At 32.3% G+C, this 19,855-nt stretch carries 19 protein-coding genes and 1 rRNA gene; 19 read left to right on the forward strand and 1 reads right to left on the reverse strand.

The window, feature by feature from the left end; all coding sequences use genetic code 11:
* The first annotated feature begins 137 nt into the window (after positions 1–137).
* The 18 genes from AC2D8I_RS08060 (at position 138) to AC2D8I_RS08145 (ending at position 17,152) form a co-directional block, all read left to right on the forward strand.
* Positions 138–713, forward strand: coding sequence for a hypothetical protein (locus AC2D8I_RS08060; RefSeq protein WP_484705491.1), 576 nt, complete (start codon positions 138–140; stop codon positions 711–713).
* A complete protein-coding gene (locus tag AC2D8I_RS08065) occupies positions 700–2,217 on the forward strand; it encodes a hypothetical protein (RefSeq protein WP_484705492.1) in 1,518 nt (505 codons plus the stop codon). Before AC2D8I_RS08060 ends, AC2D8I_RS08065 begins: the two co-directional genes overlap by 14 nt.
* A gap of 315 nt (positions 2,218–2,532) precedes the next feature.
* Entirely contained in the window at positions 2,533–2,874 is a 342-nt protein-coding gene (locus tag AC2D8I_RS08070; RefSeq protein WP_484705493.1) for a hypothetical protein, read from the forward strand.
* A complete protein-coding gene (locus AC2D8I_RS08075) occupies positions 2,874–4,220 on the forward strand; it encodes a hypothetical protein (protein WP_484705494.1) in 1,347 nt (448 codons plus the stop codon). Before AC2D8I_RS08070 ends, AC2D8I_RS08075 begins: the two co-directional genes overlap by 1 nt.
* Complete coding sequence (locus AC2D8I_RS08080) at positions 4,217–5,158, forward strand: DUF6712 family protein (protein ID WP_484705495.1); 942 nt, start codon at positions 4,217–4,219, stop codon at positions 5,156–5,158. The genes AC2D8I_RS08075 and AC2D8I_RS08080 overlap by 4 nt, the downstream gene beginning before the upstream one ends.
* Positions 5,159–5,203: 45 nt before the next feature.
* Positions 5,204–6,109 (forward strand): hypothetical protein, encoded by a 906-nt coding sequence (locus AC2D8I_RS08085; RefSeq protein WP_484705496.1) that lies wholly within the window; start codon positions 5,204–5,206, stop codon positions 6,107–6,109.
* A 2-nt stretch (positions 6,110–6,111) separates the two neighbouring features.
* Positions 6,112–6,786: a hypothetical protein gene (locus AC2D8I_RS08090; protein ID WP_484705497.1), complete on the forward strand. Its 675-nt coding sequence runs from the start codon at positions 6,112–6,114 to the stop codon at positions 6,784–6,786.
* A 61-nt stretch (positions 6,787–6,847) separates the two neighbouring features.
* Positions 6,848–7,165 carry a phage holin family protein gene (locus AC2D8I_RS08095; RefSeq protein WP_484705498.1) on the forward strand — a complete coding sequence of 106 codons (318 nt, stop codon included), beginning with the start codon at positions 6,848–6,850 and terminating at the stop codon, positions 7,163–7,165.
* Complete coding sequence (locus tag AC2D8I_RS08100; protein ID WP_484705499.1) at positions 7,158–7,736, forward strand: N-acetylmuramoyl-L-alanine amidase; 579 nt, start codon at positions 7,158–7,160, stop codon at positions 7,734–7,736. Before AC2D8I_RS08095 ends, AC2D8I_RS08100 begins: the two co-directional genes overlap by 8 nt.
* Positions 7,736–8,353 (forward strand): hypothetical protein, encoded by a 618-nt coding sequence (locus tag AC2D8I_RS08105; RefSeq protein ID WP_484705500.1) that lies wholly within the window; start codon positions 7,736–7,738, stop codon positions 8,351–8,353. The genes AC2D8I_RS08100 and AC2D8I_RS08105 overlap by 1 nt, the downstream gene beginning before the upstream one ends.
* Positions 8,354–8,357: 4 nt before the next feature.
* Positions 8,358–8,579 (forward strand): hypothetical protein, encoded by a 222-nt coding sequence (locus AC2D8I_RS08110; protein ID WP_484705501.1) that lies wholly within the window; start codon positions 8,358–8,360, stop codon positions 8,577–8,579.
* A 3-nt stretch (positions 8,580–8,582) separates the two neighbouring features.
* Positions 8,583–9,320 carry a hypothetical protein gene (locus AC2D8I_RS08115; RefSeq protein WP_484705502.1) on the forward strand — a complete coding sequence of 246 codons (738 nt, stop codon included), beginning with the start codon at positions 8,583–8,585 and terminating at the stop codon, positions 9,318–9,320.
* Positions 9,313–9,831, forward strand: a complete 519-nt coding sequence (locus AC2D8I_RS08120) for a hypothetical protein (protein WP_484705503.1) — start codon at positions 9,313–9,315, stop codon at positions 9,829–9,831. Before AC2D8I_RS08115 ends, AC2D8I_RS08120 begins: the two co-directional genes overlap by 8 nt.
* 92 nt (positions 9,832–9,923) lie before the next feature.
* The gene (locus tag AC2D8I_RS08125) at positions 9,924–10,289 is read left to right on the forward strand and encodes a hypothetical protein (RefSeq protein ID WP_484705504.1); all 366 of its coding nucleotides are present in this window, start codon (positions 9,924–9,926) and stop codon (positions 10,287–10,289) included.
* Positions 10,290–10,292: 3 nt separating this feature from the next.
* Positions 10,293–13,022 (forward strand): phage tail tape measure protein, encoded by a 2,730-nt coding sequence (locus AC2D8I_RS08130; RefSeq protein ID WP_484705505.1) that lies wholly within the window; start codon positions 10,293–10,295, stop codon positions 13,020–13,022.
* The gene (locus AC2D8I_RS08135; protein ID WP_484705506.1) at positions 13,019–14,089 is read left to right on the forward strand and encodes a hypothetical protein; all 1,071 of its coding nucleotides are present in this window, start codon (positions 13,019–13,021) and stop codon (positions 14,087–14,089) included. Before AC2D8I_RS08130 ends, AC2D8I_RS08135 begins: the two co-directional genes overlap by 4 nt.
* Positions 14,061–16,553 (forward strand): hypothetical protein, encoded by a 2,493-nt coding sequence (locus tag AC2D8I_RS08140; protein WP_484705507.1) that lies wholly within the window; start codon positions 14,061–14,063, stop codon positions 16,551–16,553. Before AC2D8I_RS08135 ends, AC2D8I_RS08140 begins: the two co-directional genes overlap by 29 nt.
* Before the next feature lie 392 nt (positions 16,554–16,945).
* Positions 16,946–17,152, forward strand: a complete 207-nt coding sequence (locus AC2D8I_RS08145; RefSeq protein WP_484705508.1) for a hypothetical protein — start codon at positions 16,946–16,948, stop codon at positions 17,150–17,152.
* Here AC2D8I_RS08145 and AC2D8I_RS08150 read toward each other — a convergent pair.
* Positions 17,140–18,423 carry a tyrosine-type recombinase/integrase gene (locus AC2D8I_RS08150; RefSeq protein ID WP_484705509.1) on the reverse strand — a complete coding sequence of 428 codons (1,284 nt, stop codon included), beginning with the start codon at positions 18,421–18,423 and terminating at the stop codon, positions 17,140–17,142. The genes AC2D8I_RS08145 and AC2D8I_RS08150 overlap by 13 nt on opposite strands.
* 1,196 nt (positions 18,424–19,619) lie before the next feature.
* Between AC2D8I_RS08150 and AC2D8I_RS08155 the strand changes: the two genes are divergently transcribed.
* A 16S ribosomal RNA gene (locus AC2D8I_RS08155) occupies positions 19,620–19,855 on the forward strand; the annotation flags it as partial.

Genomic DNA, 19,855 nt, shown 5'->3' on the forward strand with positions numbered 1-19,855 from the left:
TGTTTTATTATTCGTTTGTATTTAAATAGTATTTGGCTTGTCTGAATATTTAATATCTACACTAAATATTAGCCACTCCTAGTTGAGTGGTTTTTTATGTCCTATTCTAAAAAGTTGACAATTGCCAATTTTACCTTATGGCAATATCACATTTACCTACTATAAAAACAGGAGATTCGTCCTTCGATAAGATATACGCTTATTATAAGGACCCGTCAAAATACCCACTTACTTCAAAACAAACCGATTTAAAGGACCGTTGGCTAACTGCTTTTACGCTTCGCCAAAACTTTCACTCTAGAGAACAGGCCTCCAATGTACTGATGGAGAAATATGAGATTAGTAGAGCGCAAGCTTATAGAGATCTTAAAAACGCAGAACGTTTATTTGGAAATGTAATGAAGGCAGATAGAGATGGTACACTAGCGATCCTTTCAGAGTATTCCCATAAATATTTACAAATGGCCATGGATGTTAATGACTTAAAGTCTATAGGTAAGGCTCTAGAGTTATTGGGGAAATATGCAGACATAGACAAGGAAAATGCTATAAATTATAATCCTGAAAAGCTAGAAAATAAGCAAGTGAAAATGAGTATTGATAAACGTGTTTCTAGCGCATTAATACAGCATTTATCTCAAGGGACTTTAGACTTAAATAGTTTAGTTGTAGATGCCGATTTTGAAGAAGTAGAGGAGAATGGGGAAGGTTAGCAAATACTTAGACGTTGTTTTAAACGCAGCTCAACTAGGTGCGGTTCTGGCTGTAACGGTTTTAAAAAAAAAGAAAATCTATTTAGAGTGGGGACGTGGTACAGGTAAGTCTTTTATTCTAGCTTTTTTTATGAAAGAAATGGTGAAGCAAATGCCAGGAGCTTCATTTGCTTTAGTTGGTTCTACCTATCAACAAATATTAGCACGTACATTGCCATCTACTAAAAAAGGGTTGGCGGTTTTAGGGGTTTATGAAGGTTATGATTACGTTGTTGGTAGAAATGGAGCAAAACATGGTTTTGCAGAGCCTATTTACCCACCAGATAAATGGGATAACATCATACATTTTAGTAATGGTGCTATTTTTCAATTAGTATCGTTAGACAACCCTAACTCTGGGCGTGGTTTAAATTCTTTTGGAATATTAGGAGATGAAGCTGCATTATTCAATCCAGAAAAATTATATAACAATGTAAAAACTACTAACCGCGCTAAAGAAGCTCGATTTGAAAAAGCCTCTTTATTAGGAGCCGAAATTTATGCGTCTTCCACTCCAAGAACTAAAAAAGGGCGTTGGTTTACGGATATGGAAGAAGTGGCAAAGCTTCCAAAAAATCGTAAAAAATATGCCTTTATAAAGGCTTCAGCTCTAATTAATAAATTAAATCTGCGAGATGGATGGTTTGAAGAGATGAAAGACGAATCTCCTTCAGACTTTATATACAATGCAGAAATATTAAATATAAGGCCCAAAGAAATACTTAACGGGTTCTATCCACAGTTGAATGCCAAAAAACATTATTATACAGATAATGATAATGACTATTTAGAAAGCTTAACAAAAAGTTATACCAAAGCATCATTTAATTGTAGGCAAGATAAAGATATAGACAAAGGGCGGCCACTTATACTATCTATAGATTGGGGAGTGTTTCTCTCAGGTGTTATTAGTCAGGCATTACCAAATAAATACCGTGTATTAAAATCTATTTGGAAAAAACAACCTAATGATGAAGAAGATTTGGTAAATGAATTTGTAGAGTATTATGCACCATTACCCAACAAAGTGGTACACTTATATTACGGACATGATGGTAATGCTAAAGTACGTAAAGGAACCAACGATACCTATGGCGATGTATTGGTCCGTCTATTACAATCTAAAGGATGGACGGTCTACGATAAGAGTAAGCGTAAGGCTGTAGCACCACATAATGATAAGTATATCCTTATTAATATGATGTTTAAAGGCAGTAGTTCTCGTTATCCTAGCATAGAGATTAATGAACAGAACAATCCAGATCTTATCATAGGCTTGGAAAGATCAGAAGCTAAAGAGGATAAGAATGGGATACAAAAGGTAAAGAAGGATGAGCGTAATACAAGCATGAAACAAGAGCATACAACGCACCTGCCTGATGCCTTCGATATACCTATCTATTCTATATACAAAGAACTACTCAAGCCAGAACGAGAGTACTGGGATCTACCCACAACAATGTAGCCGTTTTACAAATTAAATTTCATATATCGTCAAATTCTGTATTAGGCAATTGTCAAATTGCATAGGATTCGGCGTGGCGAAATCATATAAAAGAGATTTACAGGAGGTTTTTTAATGTTTAAGGTGTTGTATTACAGTTGTTTGTGTTTTTTAAAATGAGATTTATTGCGTAAAAAGGATTAAAACAAGTTATTTAATGGATCATTTTAATAAAAAAAAGAACGTATTAGCTTAAAAAAAGCTTTTCTAGTGAGAAAAAGTATAAAAAAACATCTTGTCCTATTTTAAAAAATCAAGTCAACCGAAATTAGCATTATGGAAAACACAATTTCTTTTAATGAAGCAATTTCAATTATTGATAGAATAGATGAAAAAGGGCATGCGATCCCTTTTAATATTTCATTCAGAACTCTACAGCGGAATTCTAAAACAGGAGGGAGCCTAGTAGAGTACAAGCAGGTAAAAAAATACAGATCTAAAAACCTTGTGCCAACAAAAGGAACTTTAATAAGAGCAGTACAAACGGCTTCAGCTATTAAAAGAAACCCTAATCATAGAAAAAATAGAACACGTTTATTGGAGTTACAAAACGGAGATAAGCGAAAAATTCACATTCGATTAATCGTTGCGATTAACGGCAAAAAAATGCGTTATTAATGAGTACGATATTTCATGGCGATGTAGCTGTAACAGGACAAAACACCAAAGCTTTAGTTTCTTTTAAGTCCGCAGAAAAAGCAGAATCTAAAGTAACAAGTATCATTTTACACACTGAAAATGAAAGTGGAAAAATAGCTGCTTGGGGGGGGAATAATGACTATCCTCAAAAACTTCTAAAAAAAATTAAAGGAGCAGGATCATTACGCTCTGGATTACGAACGAGTAGAAAAGCACATTACGGTTCTGGGTTTATCTTAGCTAAAGAGCAGCACGAGAATGGGAAGCGAATTATAGAACAAAAGTGTTTTCACGAATATCCAGAGATAAATGCTTTCTGGAAACGCAATCAAATGAAACGGTTTTGGAAGGAAATAGTTGCGGATTTAGAATACTGGGCATTGGCTTTTCCTGAATATGTACTTTCTAAAGATTTTAAAAAAATAAATAGAATAAAACGACAAAAAACAGCAGATTGTCGTTTTGAACTTATGGATGAAAAGACCCTATCCATTAAGAATGTTTACATCTCTTCTAAGTGGGGGGAAGGTGTCGATGTAGCATCTAAATATGTAACAAAAATCCCTTTAATAGATAGTTATTGGTCTGCTGAAGAAGTCAAAGAATATTGTAAAAAGAATGGGATTACAAATTTTGTTAGACCGATATTCTATCCTTTGATTAACGAAAGTTATTATCCAGATCCAGAATGGCACTCCATAAATACTAGTGGATGGTTAGATATTATTAATTCTATACCAAAATTTAAAAAAGCTTTTCTAGAGGATAAAATGAATGTGAATCTTCATATTGAAGTTTTTGAGGAATATTTTGAGCGAAAGTATAAAGAAGATTGGCAAAGTTTTACCCCAGCGAAAAGACAAGAAGTAAGAACGCAATTTGTTGAAGAATTAGATGCCTCGTTAAGAGGTGTAGATAATGGAGGAAAAAGTATTATGTCTATTATTTATAAAGATGAGAATGGCACACCACAACCAGGGTTAAAAATTACCGAGATAGAAAAAGGAAAAAAAGACGGGGCCTATTTAGATGATACTTCAGCAGGAATACAAGAGGCATTAACAGCAACAGGTGTAGACCCTTCTTTAATTGGAGCAGGAATACCAGGATCAAGTTTAGGAGCTGGATCTGGAAGTGATAAAAGAGTTGCTTGGGGAATATTATCTGCATTGAAAAAAACAGATAGAGACACAACTTTGGAGCCTTTCGAATTTATACAAGATTATAACAATTGGGATGAAACATTAGTGGGGGGATTTGAAGATACCGTATTAACAACCTTAGATAAAAACCCTACAGGAACACAGAAAGCAGCACAATTATGATCATAACAGATACGGCAACACTTAGAGAATATATATCGGTAAACGGCTCAGTAAATTTCGATAATATCAAACCTTATTTAAAAAAAGCAGAACGTAACTTTTTAAAACCAATAATTGGGATTGAGCAATTAGTAGATTTTCAGGGAACACAAACAGATCCAATAAAAAGAGCGGCTAAAGAATTAGCTCAGGAAGCAGTGGCTAATTTCGGGTATTATTTATACTTACCTATCGGAGCTGTACAAGTTAGTGATAGTGGTATTCATGTCGTAGATAATGACAATACTAAAGCTGCCTCTGATAAACAATTTAAGGAATTACAACGTTCATTTAAAAAATCGGGACACGAAGCGTTAGATGAGTTATTAGAGCTTATGGAGTTGTCTGCGGATAAATTTACATTGTGGTTTAATTCAGAGAATTATACTGTGTATAATGAGTTGTTGATTAACAAAACATCTACTTTTAATTCATTGTATTATATTTTTAATAGTCGTCAAACCTTTATTGCTATTAAACCTACTCTTAGAATAGTTGAAGACCGATTTATTATTCCTGTAATTGGAGAAGACTTGTTATTTGCTTTAAAAAATAGGCAAACAATAACAGAACGGATAAAGGTAAAAAAGCTTATACAACAATCTATTGTTTCATTTACAATTATGTCTATAATAGATAATGGGATGTTTATTCTTGATGCTAAAGGGATTCATATGCGATTTGATGTACTCCCTTATGAAAAAATAATAACCAATAGTTCTAAAGGAAATCCCTTTTTAAATCGTGCTAAAGAGAACAAGAAAAATGAAGGCGAAGAATATTTAAAGAGCACACGAGAACAGATTGAAAAACACCTCGATAAATTCCCTGAGTTTGTAAAAAAAGAGACTCCAAAGCATATTAGTTTAACAAACACAAAGTCTATTGTTGGGATGTAATTTTATGTCCTATTTTAAAAAATAAGTTAATCAGATATTTGAATTATGATGCAGATTTTTAGTGGTTCAAATCAGAATATAGAAGTTCCCTCTCCCGATAATGAAGGAGTTAATGGTTGTTCTTTTGAGACAATGTATGTTAAGTTATTGACGACTGATACCGATGTATTTGACACAGGAGTTAATGGAGTAACTTTTATTTATAATTCAGATGATAATGTTTTGGGCATTATTTTTAATCAAGAATATAGTAAGTATTTAGTTGAATTTAAAAATCAACTAAATGCCCATTCATACATGTTAAGTCTTTTTAATGTCACTCAAAAGAAAACATTAATAACTCAGATAACTAATATTGAATTTACTAATAACGGATATAATTTTATAAAAGTAAAAGTAACACCTACTATAGATGTTGAGAATATTTCTATATCAGATAAGATTATTTCTAGAATAAGTATTTCTGATGAAGCCTCGTTAGGTTCTGGGATTTCAACGCTTAATTTTTCTGATTTTTGGTATTATAACACTATTCCAACAGGATGGGTATTTAGGCAGCATACAAATTCAATGCAGGTTTTCGACTCTGGTCAGGCAGATTTAGCAACAGCATTAGGAGCATCAGTAGCTTATTTACATACTCCTCTTTTTGTCGCGCCGTATGAAATGAAGATTACTCATATAGTGATTAACATTAATAATGCATGGTCTCATACTATAGGCCCTATTGGATTTGGAAAACACTATAAGAACAATGCTATTTTTAGTGTCTCCAATGCTGTTTCCATTTATGAGTTTTCAGATACTAAAGCGGCTTATCAAGCCTATACGAATACGCTGACCTCGGCAGATTTTGGAAACGTAACCCTTAGCGAAGGCGAAAGTTTCATTATCGCGATGAAGGGAGCTTCTAGAGGGGTTAAGTTTAATGTATTCACAAGAAAAGTATAATAATGTCAAAAGCAAAAATAAATAGTGAAGGTTTTTTTGTATCAAACTACCCGTTAGAATGGTTGGAGAAAAACAAGGGCCAGGTTATTAATAACGAGTTGGTTTCTAAATGGGTTATGGTAGAGGCGTATGATTTAGAACGAAACTTTTATAGACCAAAATGGAATGCTAATGCTAATGATTGGGAGGAAGGTGCTACCCAAGCAGCGATTGACCAGAAAGAAACCTGTCTAAAAGCAAAGATTTATCAAAAAATAGATTATAAAATAAATAACCTAGAGAAAGGTGCAATCGCCTTAATCATTGAAGTAAAGGGCTTGACTAATGAGCAATTGCAGGCCAGAATGAATCTTTACGAAACCCTTTATAATGCTTGTATGGATGATTCAGGGGATTCAGATAGCTTGCTTGAGGTCAAAAAAGACTTATACAATAAAGACCATGCGGCCGATTTAAGCTTGAGTGCATATAAAATACTAGTTATCAATAAATGGATGCAAGGCTTAGCACTATATAACCGCTTTAAATTAATGATTGAAGCAGTGCGTACAAAGTGGAAGTCTGTGGGGTTAAACTTTATAAAAGATCAAGAGATAAGCACTATAATTAATGAGTTATCCGAAGACACGAAGCTTGACGAGATAGAAGACTGTTTTCAACGCCTAATAGCAGTGTAATATACTTAAACAAAGAGTAACAAATAACAGGCTTTTTTTATAAAAGAATAACAATTTACAAATGAAAGAAATGCTATTAAATTTAGTTGAAAAATACGGTTGGTTCGTTTTAGGGGGACTCATAGGTGCTATAATTCAGCGCGCTAGAAACAGTATGAGCTTAAAGAGGTTTGCGGGAACGCTTATTATTTCCTCCTTTGTGGGCTTGTCCGTAGGAATTATATTAAAAAATTATTTCAATGCATCGGAAGAAGTCATATTTGTGGCCTGCTCTATTAGTGGTGTGTTTTCACAAGACATTCTTAATGAAATACAAGAATTAATATCCTATATATCAGTGTATGTTAAGAAACGTTTAAATATAAGTTCAGATGAGTAGAGTTCCTATAATAGATACAGGTCATGGTTATAATACACCAGGGAAAAGAAGTGAAGGTTTTTTTGATCGAAAAGGAAGAGTGCTATTAAAGGAAAATTCGGTAAACGAAGCTATTGGAAATAAACTTTCTTTTTTGTTTTGGCAAAATGGTTGTGATGCTCACTTTATAACGAATGAATGGTATGATGTTTCTTTGCAAGAAAGAGTAAATCGAGAACAAGTAATTTCATCAACGATCAAAAATAAAGGAGGGAAGCCCTTATTTATTTCTATTCATGCAGATGCTTACCACTTAAAGAATAAAGCGGAGGGAGGTCGTTTTTTTTATTATTCTGACGAAGGACGAATAATAGCAGAAAAATTAACACAATACCTAAGAGACAATGGTTATGGATTAAAATTAAGAGAACCAGTAAAAAAATCGTTTAAAGTAATACGTGAAACTTTTAGTCCTGCCATTTTGTTTGAAATGGGATTTATGACTACCAAGAGTGATCTAACTGTTTTGTTGGATGACGAATTTAGAAACAAGACCGCAGAATTATTGTATAACGGAATAATGGATTTATAATGTTGACTTTACTAAATATAAATAACTTAAGAATTTGCCTTATCGTTTTTGCTATTGGAGCCATCGTTTGGTATTATAAAGATGCAGAACAGGCTAAAGCCGATTTAAAAGATCAGAGGGTTAATGCGGAAATGATTAGAAAATACGATAGCTTAAAATATGCCTCTGTAACTTATAATAAGGCAGAGATTGAAGAATATTTAGAATATAATCGTAAGGACCTTAAGCGTTTTCTAAATCAAAACGAAATAAAAATAAATCGATTAGCGCGCATAATAACGCAACAATTAAAATATCAGGATACAACAAAAAAAACTGTGAATTTACAGCCTATACTTGAAGCTATTAAAAAACAACAAAGCGTAAAGGTTCCTGTTGTCGATTCTTCAAAATGTATGATTATTAAAGGATATGTTGCATTTGATAATGATACGTTAAGTCTTAATATAACCGATAGGAAATTCAAGAATAAAAGTGATGTTATATCATATTGGGAACGTAATCAATGGAGTTTTTTAGGTATTAAAACTAGATTTTTAGGAAGAAGAAAAGCCACAATAATAATAAAAGACAACTGTGGTAATTCAGAAACGTTTATAATCGATCGTAAAAAATAGTATAATGACACCAGAGCAAATACAAGCCTTAATAGACGATACAGCAGCGGCAATAATAACGCTTTCTACTTTACTACAATCAGCAGATTCTCATGGGATTAAATTCGAAGTAAATTACGGAATTAGTCATATTGAATCTGGAGACTCTACGCGAACAGCTAACATTAATCGCTTAGAATTAACAACAGTAAAACAAGTAAAAGTTTTTCAACCAACCCGAAAATAGAGTATGAATATAAAGATTCCTTGCGCATGGAATGATTTGAGTGAAAGTCAATTAAAAAAAATTGCGCTATACTCACATAGTAATCTGTCGGGAGTACTATTCGATTATAAAGTTTTTTTAACATTAGCGAACGTTAAATGGTGGCAAGTATATAAATACTGGAAAGTGCAAGTTATAATTAAAAATGTAGGGTTTTCCGATCTAAAAAAACACTATCGTTGGCTTTATTCTTCCCTTAATCTAACAACATTTATTTCTGTAATTAAAATAAAATCAAAAAAATTATATGCTCCAGCAGATAGGATTAATAATTTATCTGTTAATGAGTTTTCTCATGCCGATGATTTGTATCTAGGATGGTTTAATAGTCAGAATTTTAAATATTTACAATATCTAGCAGCTGTATTATATCGAGAATTAGATGAAAAAGGGAAGCGTGTCTCTTTTGATAAAACAGAGTTAGATGCTAGAGCAAAAAACGTCTCTAGAGTAGATAAAAAAACATTGTTAGCAATAGCATTAAGCTATCAAGGGGCAAGATCATATATGATCAAACAGTTCCCTATTGTGTTTCCAGAACCTAAAGTAAAAAGAGCAACCCCGAGAAGTAGTGGTTTTGGCAAGCTGATATTACACCTTTCAGGAGGGAAATTTGGTACATACAAAGAAACCTGTAGCACCAATGTTTATACTTTTTTAAGTGATTTTGAAGAACAGCTAAAAACAAAGCCTTATGCCTAGAGTTTCATTCTTATCAATAGCCAATTACCTTGAGTCACTTGCTCAAAATCACAACGATATAAAAGACTCATATCGTTGGAATGTATCTGAAGTCACAGGAGCTTTACGTTCAGGCATTGAATTGCCTGTAATGCTTAGCGATGCACCAGAAACACAAACAAAAGGAGATCGTACAAAAATAATTCATAACAACACAACAGCTTTTACTATTCTAGGGAAACCGAATACGAAAACAGGAAATTTAGATGAATATGCTGCGCAAAATGAAGTCTTAGATTTTTGCCAACAAATATGCTTTGATATTGAAGCGAGAATTCTTTACGACGCAAAGCAAACTAAAAATGCTAATGGCGATAAAAATTGGCTGTATGGATTAGTAGAAGAAAATAGTTTTCAACACTTTAAAGTGGGTCCCATATTTTCAGATGGTCTTTATGGTTATCGTTGTGAATTAACCTTAAAGAATCAAGAAAGCACCATCCCAAACCCCGAGAAATGGAGTGATTTATAGCTTGTTGTAATCATTTTATTTAAGTCTTTTTATGTCCTATTCTAAGAGTGTATTCCCTTTTAAATTGCCATTAAATAGTAGTTATGTCGGGAATGTCTTTTACACAGCAAGAAAAAGCAGCAGGAAAGAAAGCTGCACAGGTTTTAAGAAAATCATTAAAAGCTCAAATTAGAACTCTTTTTGAAACCACACAAGGGAATAGCGAATTGTTACGCTCAAATGTACGGGAAAAGATGAAAGAAGGCGAATTACAACGTTTAGTTGTTAAGATGCCACACTACGGATTTAAACAGCATTATGGTTTTGAGGGGGTAAAAAGTAATGGTGTTCGGCTCCGCTTATTGAGTAATACTAATTTTCTTAACGATACTATTAATGCTAATAATGCACTAGAAATATTGGCCTCGGAAATCGGAGTTATTCGTGTAGACGAAGTAATTACAAAAATAGCGTTTTAAAGGATGGCTAATAAAAAAATAGTTCGACAGCTATCCATTTTTATAAATGGTAAGGAGGTCAAAAACAGTCTTGGAGGTATAGGTCGTGAAATAGCTAAAGTCAAAGCGAAACTTAAAGAAGCTAATGATCCTGCGGATATAAAAAAATATAAAGGAGAATTAGACAATTTGCGTAAAAAGTATGCAGACGTAAATGAAGAAATCCATGGTTCGAGTAATGCTTTAGAAGAAGCCAAAGGCCATTGGGATAACCTTGTAACGGGTTTTTTAAGTGGTAACCTAAAACAAATAGGTACAGGTTTAAAAGGGTTAGTAGGGAATATTAAAAATATAACTAAAGCCTCTTTAGCATTTATAGCCACTCCAATTGGAGCTGCTCTTGCGGGATTAACAGCAATAGGAATAGGAGTAAAGAGCTGGGTTGAATATAATCTTGAAATAGAAAAAACAAATCAACTCGTTAGAGATTTAACTCAAGAAACAGGAACGGCTGTAGATGCTATTCGTATTCGTGCAGAAATATTGCAAGAAACTTTTGATGTAGATATAAATAATAGTATCGAAACAGCAAAAAGTTTAGTTAAAAGTTATGGTATATCTTATAATGAGGCTTTTGATATTATTGAAGAAGGAGCCATTAGAGGGAAGTTAAAAAATGAGGACTATTTAGAGAGTTTAAAAGAATACCCTATACAATTTAAAAACGCGGGTTTTTCTGCAACAGAGTTTGCTAATATTGTAGAATCAGGAATTGACTTGTCTATTTACAAAGACAAACTACCAGACGCTATAAAAGAGGCTTCTATAGAGTTGAAGTCAGGAAGTAAAGGTTTAAAAGAATCTCTTACAGATGCGTTTGGAGCTAATTTCTCTAATGACATATTAAATAGGGTTAAGACTGGGAAGACAACTGTAAAAGAGGCTTTAATAGAAATAGATAGGGAATCAAAAAGAACGAGTTTAAATCAGCAACAGCGTCAAGAGTTAACATCAAAGCTATTTATATCTGCAGGAGAAGACGCTGGAGGAGCATTAAGAATATTTGAAGCCGTAAATAGCGCGCTTAATGAACAAAAGAAACCTCTTACAGAGCTACAGCAAATACAAAAAAAACAGTTAGATACAAATAAAGAGTTAAAAAGCACTTATACACAACTGTTTGCTTCAGGATCTAAAGGGTTTAATCTTTGGATTCAAAAAGGAAAACTATTCGCGACACAAACGATTTTAAAAATTCTTAAAGGAGGAGTAGATTTATATAATTGGTTTGTAGACTTAAATAATGAGTCTTCTACATTTTCCGCTATAATTAAAACATTAGGTGTCGTTTTTAGTAGCCAATTTAAAATCATTGGAAGTGTTTTAAGTTTGGCCTGGAATCAAATGAAATCTTTTGGTACTCTAGTTGAAGGCATTTTTACGCTCAATCCTGAAAAAATAAAAACGGCATTTAATACAGGGTTTAAGAACATTGCTTCTACACTTTCAGATTTAAAGAATAAAGCGATAAATGATGCTAGTGATATTTATGATGCTTGGAATGGAAAAAATAAACTAGAGAAAATTTCTTTAAATAACCTAGTGTCTGATGAGCCTATTCCAGTAAAAGAGGAAGAAGATTTAAATATAAGCGGCACTGATGAAATTGAGAATACAGAGTTAACGGCAGAAGATAAAAGAATCATAGAGTCTAAGAAGAAATTAAAGGAATTTTTAGATCAATGGGAATCTGATAAAGCGCTAGAAAAAGAGCTTGAAAAATTTGAAGCTGATGAAAGGCAAGAAGAGGAAGATATCTTGAATCTAGAGGCAAAATTAGCCAAAATGGAGGAAGAGGCTGGTATTTTGAATTTAAAAGAAGAAGAACTTATAAAAGCAGGGCGATTTAAAGATGCTGAATTAAAAAAGAAATTAGAGACTCTAAAAGAATCAGAGCTTCAGTCTATTCGAGATAAATATGCAGATAAAAGGTTAAAAGCAAAAGAAAAGGAGAATAAAAAATTAGCTAAACAGGATAATAAAAATAAAGAACAACAGTTAAAAGCGGAGCAGGATTTAGAAGCTGCAAAAATGGATCTTTTAAAGTTTGGAATCTCTAATCTTAAATCATTTTTTGATGAATCTAAAGCTTTACATAAAGTCTTTTTTGCTGCCGAAAAGATTGTAGCTGGTGCTGATGTAGTTCTAAAAGGAGTTAAAGAAAGGGCTGCAATTGGCGCTGCTTGGGGATGGAATCCAGCTATTTCTACACCAATGCTATTGGCTTCTAAAATTAGAACAGGAATAGGTTTGGCAACAATAGCCGCTTCCGCTATAAAAGGGTTTAAAAAAGGAGGGTATACAGGAGATAAACCAATCTATAATGATGAATATGGGGGCGTAACAGGAGTTGTACATAAAAACGAATGGGTTGCGCCAGAATTTATGACTTCTAGTCCTAAATATGCTCCTACACTTAATTGGTTGGATGAAGAACGTTTAAAAGGACTTGGTAAAGGTTTTTATGAAGGGGGGAGTACCTCTGAAGTTGCACCACCTATAATCAATGAAGAAAGCAGTTCTGAAAATCAAAATAATACTTCAAATATGGCGATTTTACGTTTTCTAAAAAAATTAGACCATAAACTAGACGAAGGTATAAAAAGTTTTGTCGTTAGAGATTATGAGGATTTTGTTCGACAGAAAGAAATAGATAAAGAGTATGATCAAATATTAAAAAATACTAGAGAATGATATATCAAGGAGAGTATTACAATGCTCATATCTATGGCACATCTAATAATAATAGGATAATAGTACAAACAGAAGACGATGCAAGCTTTTTGTCCTGTAAATTATCAGTAGTCTATAATAATGAAGAATGGGAGCATACTTTTGAAGTGCCCTTTTTTAATAACGAAGCAGAATTATATATTGAGAATTATATACATAGTATTATTACTCAGAAATTTGAGCTAATAAATATAGATAAAGAGGATTGTGATTTTTATGATTATCACATAGCAGACGTTACTATATTGTTAAAGGAAATGCAGCAAAATGCTGTTCTCGAAGAGGCAGAATATGCCTTTTTTATGATGCTTGGTGAGTTTTCTTCATTACCGTTTACAGCCTTTATAAATGAGAATGATAAACACTTAGTAAATACACTAAATGCGTCTTTTATAACCCAAGAAGGTATTTTGGCCTTTACTTTTTTATCCAATACATTACCTGTAAGCTTATTGGTTAATAATGGAGTCTCTAATATAGAAATGAATCTTTCGCCTCCAGTAACAAATAAAAAACTACATACATTAACAGTCCCTATTAAAACCCTAGAAAACGAAGGTGCAGATACGTTCTCTTTATCATTAAAGTATAGTGATGATTCTATTCTTGATTTAGGGAGCTATCATATTGTAGGTCAAGGAGTAGATCATAACAGTATAGCCTATCAAAATGCTTCCGGAACACTTTCAACTATAGAATTAACAGGAGAACGAAAAGATGATGAAAGTTTAAAAACGCAAATTCAAGAGTTCGCGTCTAATACTTTTAGTCATCTTAGTGAAAATGAAATGCAAGAAAGCTTTTCTTTTACCATTAATACAGGGTACATTATAGATGTAGCAAAATATCAGATTTTAAGAGAAATGTTAAAATCATATAATAAATTTCTTGTAACAGATTCTTTAGTACGTGTAGTTAATAATGGTTCTCAAAGGATCAAACCATACAAATCTAATTACTACGAAAATAACGAGACTTTAAAATTTAAAAAAGCTAAAAATGACGATATTCATAACAGAATTTTTTAAAATTGATTTATCCCATTTGAAGATAAAATTCTCTGAAGAAAACTCTTTTTTTGAAAAGGATTTAATAAAACAGTATTCTTTTCCTTTTAAAATTCCAAAACAAAGAAGCTTTATTCCTTTTTTTGAGTTTGTTCATTCTCATAATAATAAAGAACCAAATAAGTACATAACAGGGACTCTATTCCACAATGATAAGTATTATGAAGCAGAGTTGATGGTTTTGCGAATAGCAAAAGAAATAGAGGTCGTTATCTATTACTCATTTCAAAAAGCAATTCTTAATGCTCGATTAAAAACATTGCCCTGGGAAACAATAACGCTAGATGCAGGGATGGATATCTTTGATTTTGCAGAGCAAACAATAGGTTTAGATTATCCCGATACTTCAATTAATTTTGTGAAAGTGTATGCTCCAGAGAAATATAAAGATTATGAATTTGCTAGCTATAACGGATTTATAAATGATAATGAAAATGGTAGTTTTTTTGAGTTGTATCCTGACACAATATTACCTACATACAAAATGAATGAAATGCGTCCATTCATTTATATGAAGAAAATAGTAGAATTTATTTTTAATCAAATAGGGTATGCAATTCAAGGCGATTTTATGTCGACCCCATCAATTAATAAAATACTACAGTATCACGATAATTCTATATTCTATACCAATAAAGACCTATCTAGAGAAGAGAATATGTATGTAACATTATCTCAATCAAATATTTCTGGTTTGCTTCCTGCTACATTAACATATAATGAGTATATCAACAATATTTTAATGAATGAGTATGGAACTTACAATGTAACTTTGGATCTTGAAGCAGAATTTCCTGCGTATATATCAGGGGAGTTTCGTTTACGTTGTTACTTTAATGGTCAGGTAATCCCTTCAGCTATAGCTTATGCTAATACGCAAGCAGAAACAAGCCCTGTTTCTTTCAGTAAGAGTATTTCTTTTCGTTTTGATGTTCCTAAAGAATTGGAAGGAGAGTTTTTAGAGGTTCGTATCAAATGCACCCATCAAGTCAAACAAACTATTCAAGGGGCAATTAAAGTTACTGGCACATTAAGGCCTCTATATCATAATTCTATTTCATTAGTAGATTTATTACCAGATGTTACCATTGCAGAGTATATTAATCATATTAAAGAAACATTTGTTTTAACAACTGTTTTTGATGAGCCGACACAAACTATTACATTGAATTTTTTTAACACTTTTGTTAATCAACAGTCTGCTATAGATCTTTCTCAATATGCAATTAATGATGTCCCAAGAAAACTAAATAAATCAACAGGTTATAAGATCATATTTAGAGATGGAGAAGTTCTTAACTTGCAAAAAAATGGGTTATTTGTAGCTTCGGAAAGTGGGTTTTCTGAGAAACGAATTCCTTTAGAACCTTTGCCAGTAGTTTATTTGGATACACATCCAAATGTAAAACACCAAGAAGGGTTGTCTATTCTTTTTTTTGAAAGTAATACCAATGCGATGCCTTTAGTTGTAGATGGGGATATTACTTATTCCAGAATAGGTTTTATTCATCATTTTTTAAGAGAGTGGTATTATCAAAATTTAAATTCTGAAGAATATAGTTTAACCTTAAATTTACCGTTGTATTTGTCTTCTAAAATAAATGCAGACAGTAAGATCTGGATTTATCAAAATTATTTTTTAGTACATTCTTTAAAGCGTGAAAATATAAATGCTTTATTTGAAAAAATAAGTTTTCGATTATTTAAATTAAGAAGTGTTCCTGAATTTACCCTAGTTATAGATGACGGATCAGGAGATACTGTATATGAACCACCAATTATTATAACCTCTGGTAGCGTGAACGGCTCCCCTCAAACTGATTTCACAGCAACAATTGAAACTCCATTTTTTGGATGGACTCCTCCTGGTTTTAATATTGGAATATATGCCTCAGCGTCATCAGACCCGCAAGGTTTGAGTTTATCTTATGGATGGGAAGTTTTAAGTAGTCCAGGAGGGAATGCTTATGGGCAATTCCTTCCTTCTAATAATGAACATTCAAATACTACATTTAAAAACGGTGGGTACTTTAATATTGAGGGAGATTACTTTTTAAGACTTACGGTTGTTAATTCAGCAGGAATGTCCTCTTATAAGGACTTACATGTTGTTGCATCATACCCTGAAACCTCAGAGAATAGAATTATCTTAACTAAAATTCCTACTGATGATGTTTTAACAAACATAGGTAGATTTAGTATGTCTTTTATTAATGGTTTTACTACTGATCAGATACAATTAAGTATTCAAAAATTCAATATTGCTACACAATCAAACATAGGAGCTCCTGTTTATATGGATATTATGGACGTAAATCAAGAATTTTACGAAGTTATTTTTACAACTTCAGATGCTTGGAGAATAACAGCAAGTTCAGGAGATGAGTCTTCTAATACGTTGTCTTGGTTTGGGCTTTCTATATAGTTTTAATTAATTATTCTGATGCATCAATTATTGTTTTGTGTTCTTTATCTATGACATGATTAGGTAGCCTACTTTGATAATTAAATGTTATTCCTTGAGGTTTGTGTCCTTGAATTTGCATAACAACTATGTCGCTTGTAAAAAGCTCTCCAGCTTTTGATCTAAATAAGAATCTGGGGCTTTTAGTTTTTATAATATCGGTAAGTTCTAGCTTTTCTGAAATGGATTTTAAAGATCGGTTAACAGATCTTCTGTGATTTTTATATTTAACTTCATTTTCTATTGTTATAGAGAGTGAGGACGACGGGGAAACAGGGGTAGAAACATACCAGCGCTTAATAAGTAGTATTGCAGATTTTCAAGTGGTTTTTATCGATAGCCTACCTAAATTATTGGAACTGTATTCGCGTATGAATGTGGATCTGGATTTACGTAAAAAGTTTAATGGGAAGCTTATCTTTTTAATTCTTCAGCGTACAAACTCAGGAAAAGCAAGGGGTGGCTTTGATGGTGATTATATACAGGATTATGTCTCCTTATTTATAAAGATTAATTCATTGTACAAGTCATACAACCCCTTCGATAATTACTTACCATAGTAAGCATCCCAATGAGCCAAAAGTTTTTCTGCGTGTTCTGTTGGTGTTACTTTGATGTAGGTCAAAAAACTCTTTTCGGTGGTATGTCCAGTAATTTGCATTATGGACAAAGTAGGAAAATTCATTTTATATAAATTTGTCGCAAAGGACCTACGGCAAGTGTGAGAGCTTATTAATTTATATTTTGGAAAGATGCCACTTTCTTTTCTTTTAGTTTTTGAATTCATCAAACTCCCTTTGACCTTTTGAGTTAGACCAACTTCAAAGCAGACTTCTTTTATATATTTATTAAATTTTACGTCAGAAATCATCCTTGGCATTCCTCGCTTTGTAATTACCTCTTTTATATGGTGGTGCAATGGAATTACCACTTTTTTTCCTGAGGTGTTTTTTGTTTTTTTAGGCTGTACTGTAATAAATTTATCTTCTTCCTTGATTTCAGGTAAGGACAAGAAGTCAGAAACCCTAAGTCCTGTCCATAAGCCAATTATTGATAAGTCTCTGCAATTTTGTAATCTGTCGTTCTCAGAAAAGTCGTAGTTAACTATTTTGTTTATTTCTGTTTCTGTTAATGCTAAAGCGATACTTTCTTCTTTCAAAACAGTAAAAGAGGACTCTTTATAATCAGAATGCACACTATATCCAAATTCCTTTGCTTTCTTTAGAAGCGTTTTAATATTTTTTATTAAATCACCTGCATAGTTAATAGAATAGCCTCTTTTATCTGTCAAATAGGTGATTAATTCATCGTAAACATCAATATTAAAGGCATTGATTTTTATTTTTGATTGTCTATGTTTTTCAAAGTCCTTAAGACGGTTAGAAGTTTTTTTATAATGTTTTATTCTGGTAAGATTATATTTTCTTTTTGTGGATCTGTTTGTTAATTCGGGAGCCTTAATCACAAAATCATCTATGAAATTTGTTAAATATTCAAATCTCTTTACTTCATTATGAATTACCTTTTTAAAGTTCTTATCGAATTCTGATTTCAAAATTTGTCGTGAAATAAAACTATTGTTTAATTTATAGTTGTCAACAACTTGCTCAAGAAAACTATTGTAGCGCATAATACTAGATGTGATTTTTTTTAATTTTACACCTCCAGCTCCTTTTTTAGTTTTAGGTAGTCTGTTTTCAAAATCCCAATTGTCAGGATGTATTTTTTCTCCTGTTGAATATTTGAAAAGAACACGTTCACTCTTTAGGTAGTATTGGATAATAATTAGAGATTCTTTCTTTGATTTCGGTTCTTTTAAATAAAAATACATTTTAATTTTTTTGCTTACCACAAATATACAACAGGGTAAGTATAGTGGTAAGTAAAATATCTTTTATTTAGTATTTATTATATGATGTGTAATGTTTTATTCTTTGTTGATAGCAGTAAATAAGCGAGTTTAGTGTTTTTATACCAATTATGAATGAGTAAAACGTGATCCCTTCGCGGTCACAAAAAGCCTTGTAAACATCTATGTTTACAGGGCTTTTGTTTTTTAGTTTACGCAATAGGCTAGCAATATTTTTATGCTATAGATCTTTATCTCTTTTAATAGCATATATGAAATAAGTGTAGATATATAATATGTTGAATACTATTCTCTCTCCAGTTCAATTATTACTTATAGACCAGTTCTGTGCTTTATTAAATGATATCAATTATGTTTGATCCCTTATGAGTGCTATTTAATACGTCTATGAGGGTTATCTTGGAATTGCGAGTTCTTCTAGTGTAATTTATCTTACATTATTTCGAATATAACTTAGCTCAATAAAACAAATCGCAATAACAATAAAAACAGTAACCATAGCATGAGCAGAGATTAAGCTCTATAATAAGAGTTCGACTAGAATAAAAGCGAGTATTCCTAATAATATAAGGAAACTAAAAATAATCTAAAATCTCTCAATAGCGTAATACTAAAAAAAGCGTATTAAAATCTCATCACCCTAATTAATATAAAAAGAGAAAGGTCCTTACTATAAAATAAAGAGTAAAAGTTCTAAAACAAAGCCCTAAAAAAACAAAAGATAACAAAAAGCCAATAAGATCAAAACCTTTATAGAAATAAAGCTCTGTAAACACTTTAAAACAAAGTAATTAAATAAAAAGCAAATAACTCCTAATAAAAAGAATAAAAAAAAGCTTGCAGGAGCGCTAAGAGTATGTATATTTGCAGCCGCTTAGCACGTATGCCACAAGGCAAAAGAGTAAAAGCGACGTTCAGAAACAAGGCTAAAAAAGAAATACAACAAAAAACCAAAAAAATCTTGCGAGATTAAAAAGGAGTTGTATATTTGCAGCCGCTAAGCGATTAAGCGCTTAGAGAAACAAGAAAAAAAGTTCATAAACATATTGAATTGACAGCGTAGATTAGCATTGGAGACGATGTTAGTTACAAAAGAGAATAAACCATTTTGAGTACTTAGAAAAGTTCCTTAATTGTTAAACAATATTTAAGATTTAACGATGAAGAGTTTGATCCTGGCTCAGGATGAACGCTAGCGGCAGGCTTAACACATGCAAGTCGAGGGGTAACAGAGTAGCTTGCTATTGCTGACGACCGGCGCACGGGTGCGTAACGCGTATACAATCTGCCTTTCACTAAGGGATAGCCTTTGGAAACGAAGATTAATACCTTATAGTCTATAAATTTGGCATCAAAAGTATAGTAAAGATTACGGTGAAAGATGAGTATGCGT

The sequence above is a fragment of the Lacinutrix sp. YIN62 genome, from assembly GCF_057219185.1.

Coding starts and splice junctions, on each gene's coding strand:
- AC2D8I_RS08060 (WP_484705491.1), top strand. CDS start 138: ATGGCAATATCACATTTACCTACTATAAAAACAGGAGATTCGTCCTTC.
- AC2D8I_RS08065 (WP_484705492.1), top strand. CDS start 700: ATGGGGAAGGTTAGCAAATACTTAGACGTTGTTTTAAACGCAGCTCAA.
- AC2D8I_RS08070 (WP_484705493.1), top strand. CDS start 2,533: ATGGAAAACACAATTTCTTTTAATGAAGCAATTTCAATTATTGATAGA.
- AC2D8I_RS08075 (WP_484705494.1), top strand. CDS start 2,874: ATGAGTACGATATTTCATGGCGATGTAGCTGTAACAGGACAAAACACC.
- AC2D8I_RS08080 (WP_484705495.1), top strand. CDS start 4,217: ATGATCATAACAGATACGGCAACACTTAGAGAATATATATCGGTAAAC.
- AC2D8I_RS08085 (WP_484705496.1), top strand. CDS start 5,204: ATGATGCAGATTTTTAGTGGTTCAAATCAGAATATAGAAGTTCCCTCT.
- AC2D8I_RS08090 (WP_484705497.1), top strand. CDS start 6,112: ATGTCAAAAGCAAAAATAAATAGTGAAGGTTTTTTTGTATCAAACTAC.
- AC2D8I_RS08095 (WP_484705498.1), top strand. CDS start 6,848: ATGAAAGAAATGCTATTAAATTTAGTTGAAAAATACGGTTGGTTCGTT.
- AC2D8I_RS08100 (WP_484705499.1), top strand. CDS start 7,158: ATGAGTAGAGTTCCTATAATAGATACAGGTCATGGTTATAATACACCA.
- AC2D8I_RS08105 (WP_484705500.1), top strand. CDS start 7,736: ATGTTGACTTTACTAAATATAAATAACTTAAGAATTTGCCTTATCGTT.
- AC2D8I_RS08110 (WP_484705501.1), top strand. CDS start 8,358: ATGACACCAGAGCAAATACAAGCCTTAATAGACGATACAGCAGCGGCA.
- AC2D8I_RS08115 (WP_484705502.1), top strand. CDS start 8,583: ATGAATATAAAGATTCCTTGCGCATGGAATGATTTGAGTGAAAGTCAA.
- AC2D8I_RS08120 (WP_484705503.1), top strand. CDS start 9,313: ATGCCTAGAGTTTCATTCTTATCAATAGCCAATTACCTTGAGTCACTT.
- AC2D8I_RS08125 (WP_484705504.1), top strand. CDS start 9,924: ATGTCTTTTACACAGCAAGAAAAAGCAGCAGGAAAGAAAGCTGCACAG.
- AC2D8I_RS08130 (WP_484705505.1), top strand. CDS start 10,293: ATGGCTAATAAAAAAATAGTTCGACAGCTATCCATTTTTATAAATGGT.
- AC2D8I_RS08135 (WP_484705506.1), top strand. CDS start 13,019: ATGATATATCAAGGAGAGTATTACAATGCTCATATCTATGGCACATCT.
- AC2D8I_RS08140 (WP_484705507.1), top strand. CDS start 14,061: ATGACGATATTCATAACAGAATTTTTTAAAATTGATTTATCCCATTTG.
- AC2D8I_RS08150 (WP_484705509.1), bottom strand. CDS start 18,423: ATGTATTTTTATTTAAAAGAACCGAAATCAAAGAAAGAATCTCTAATT.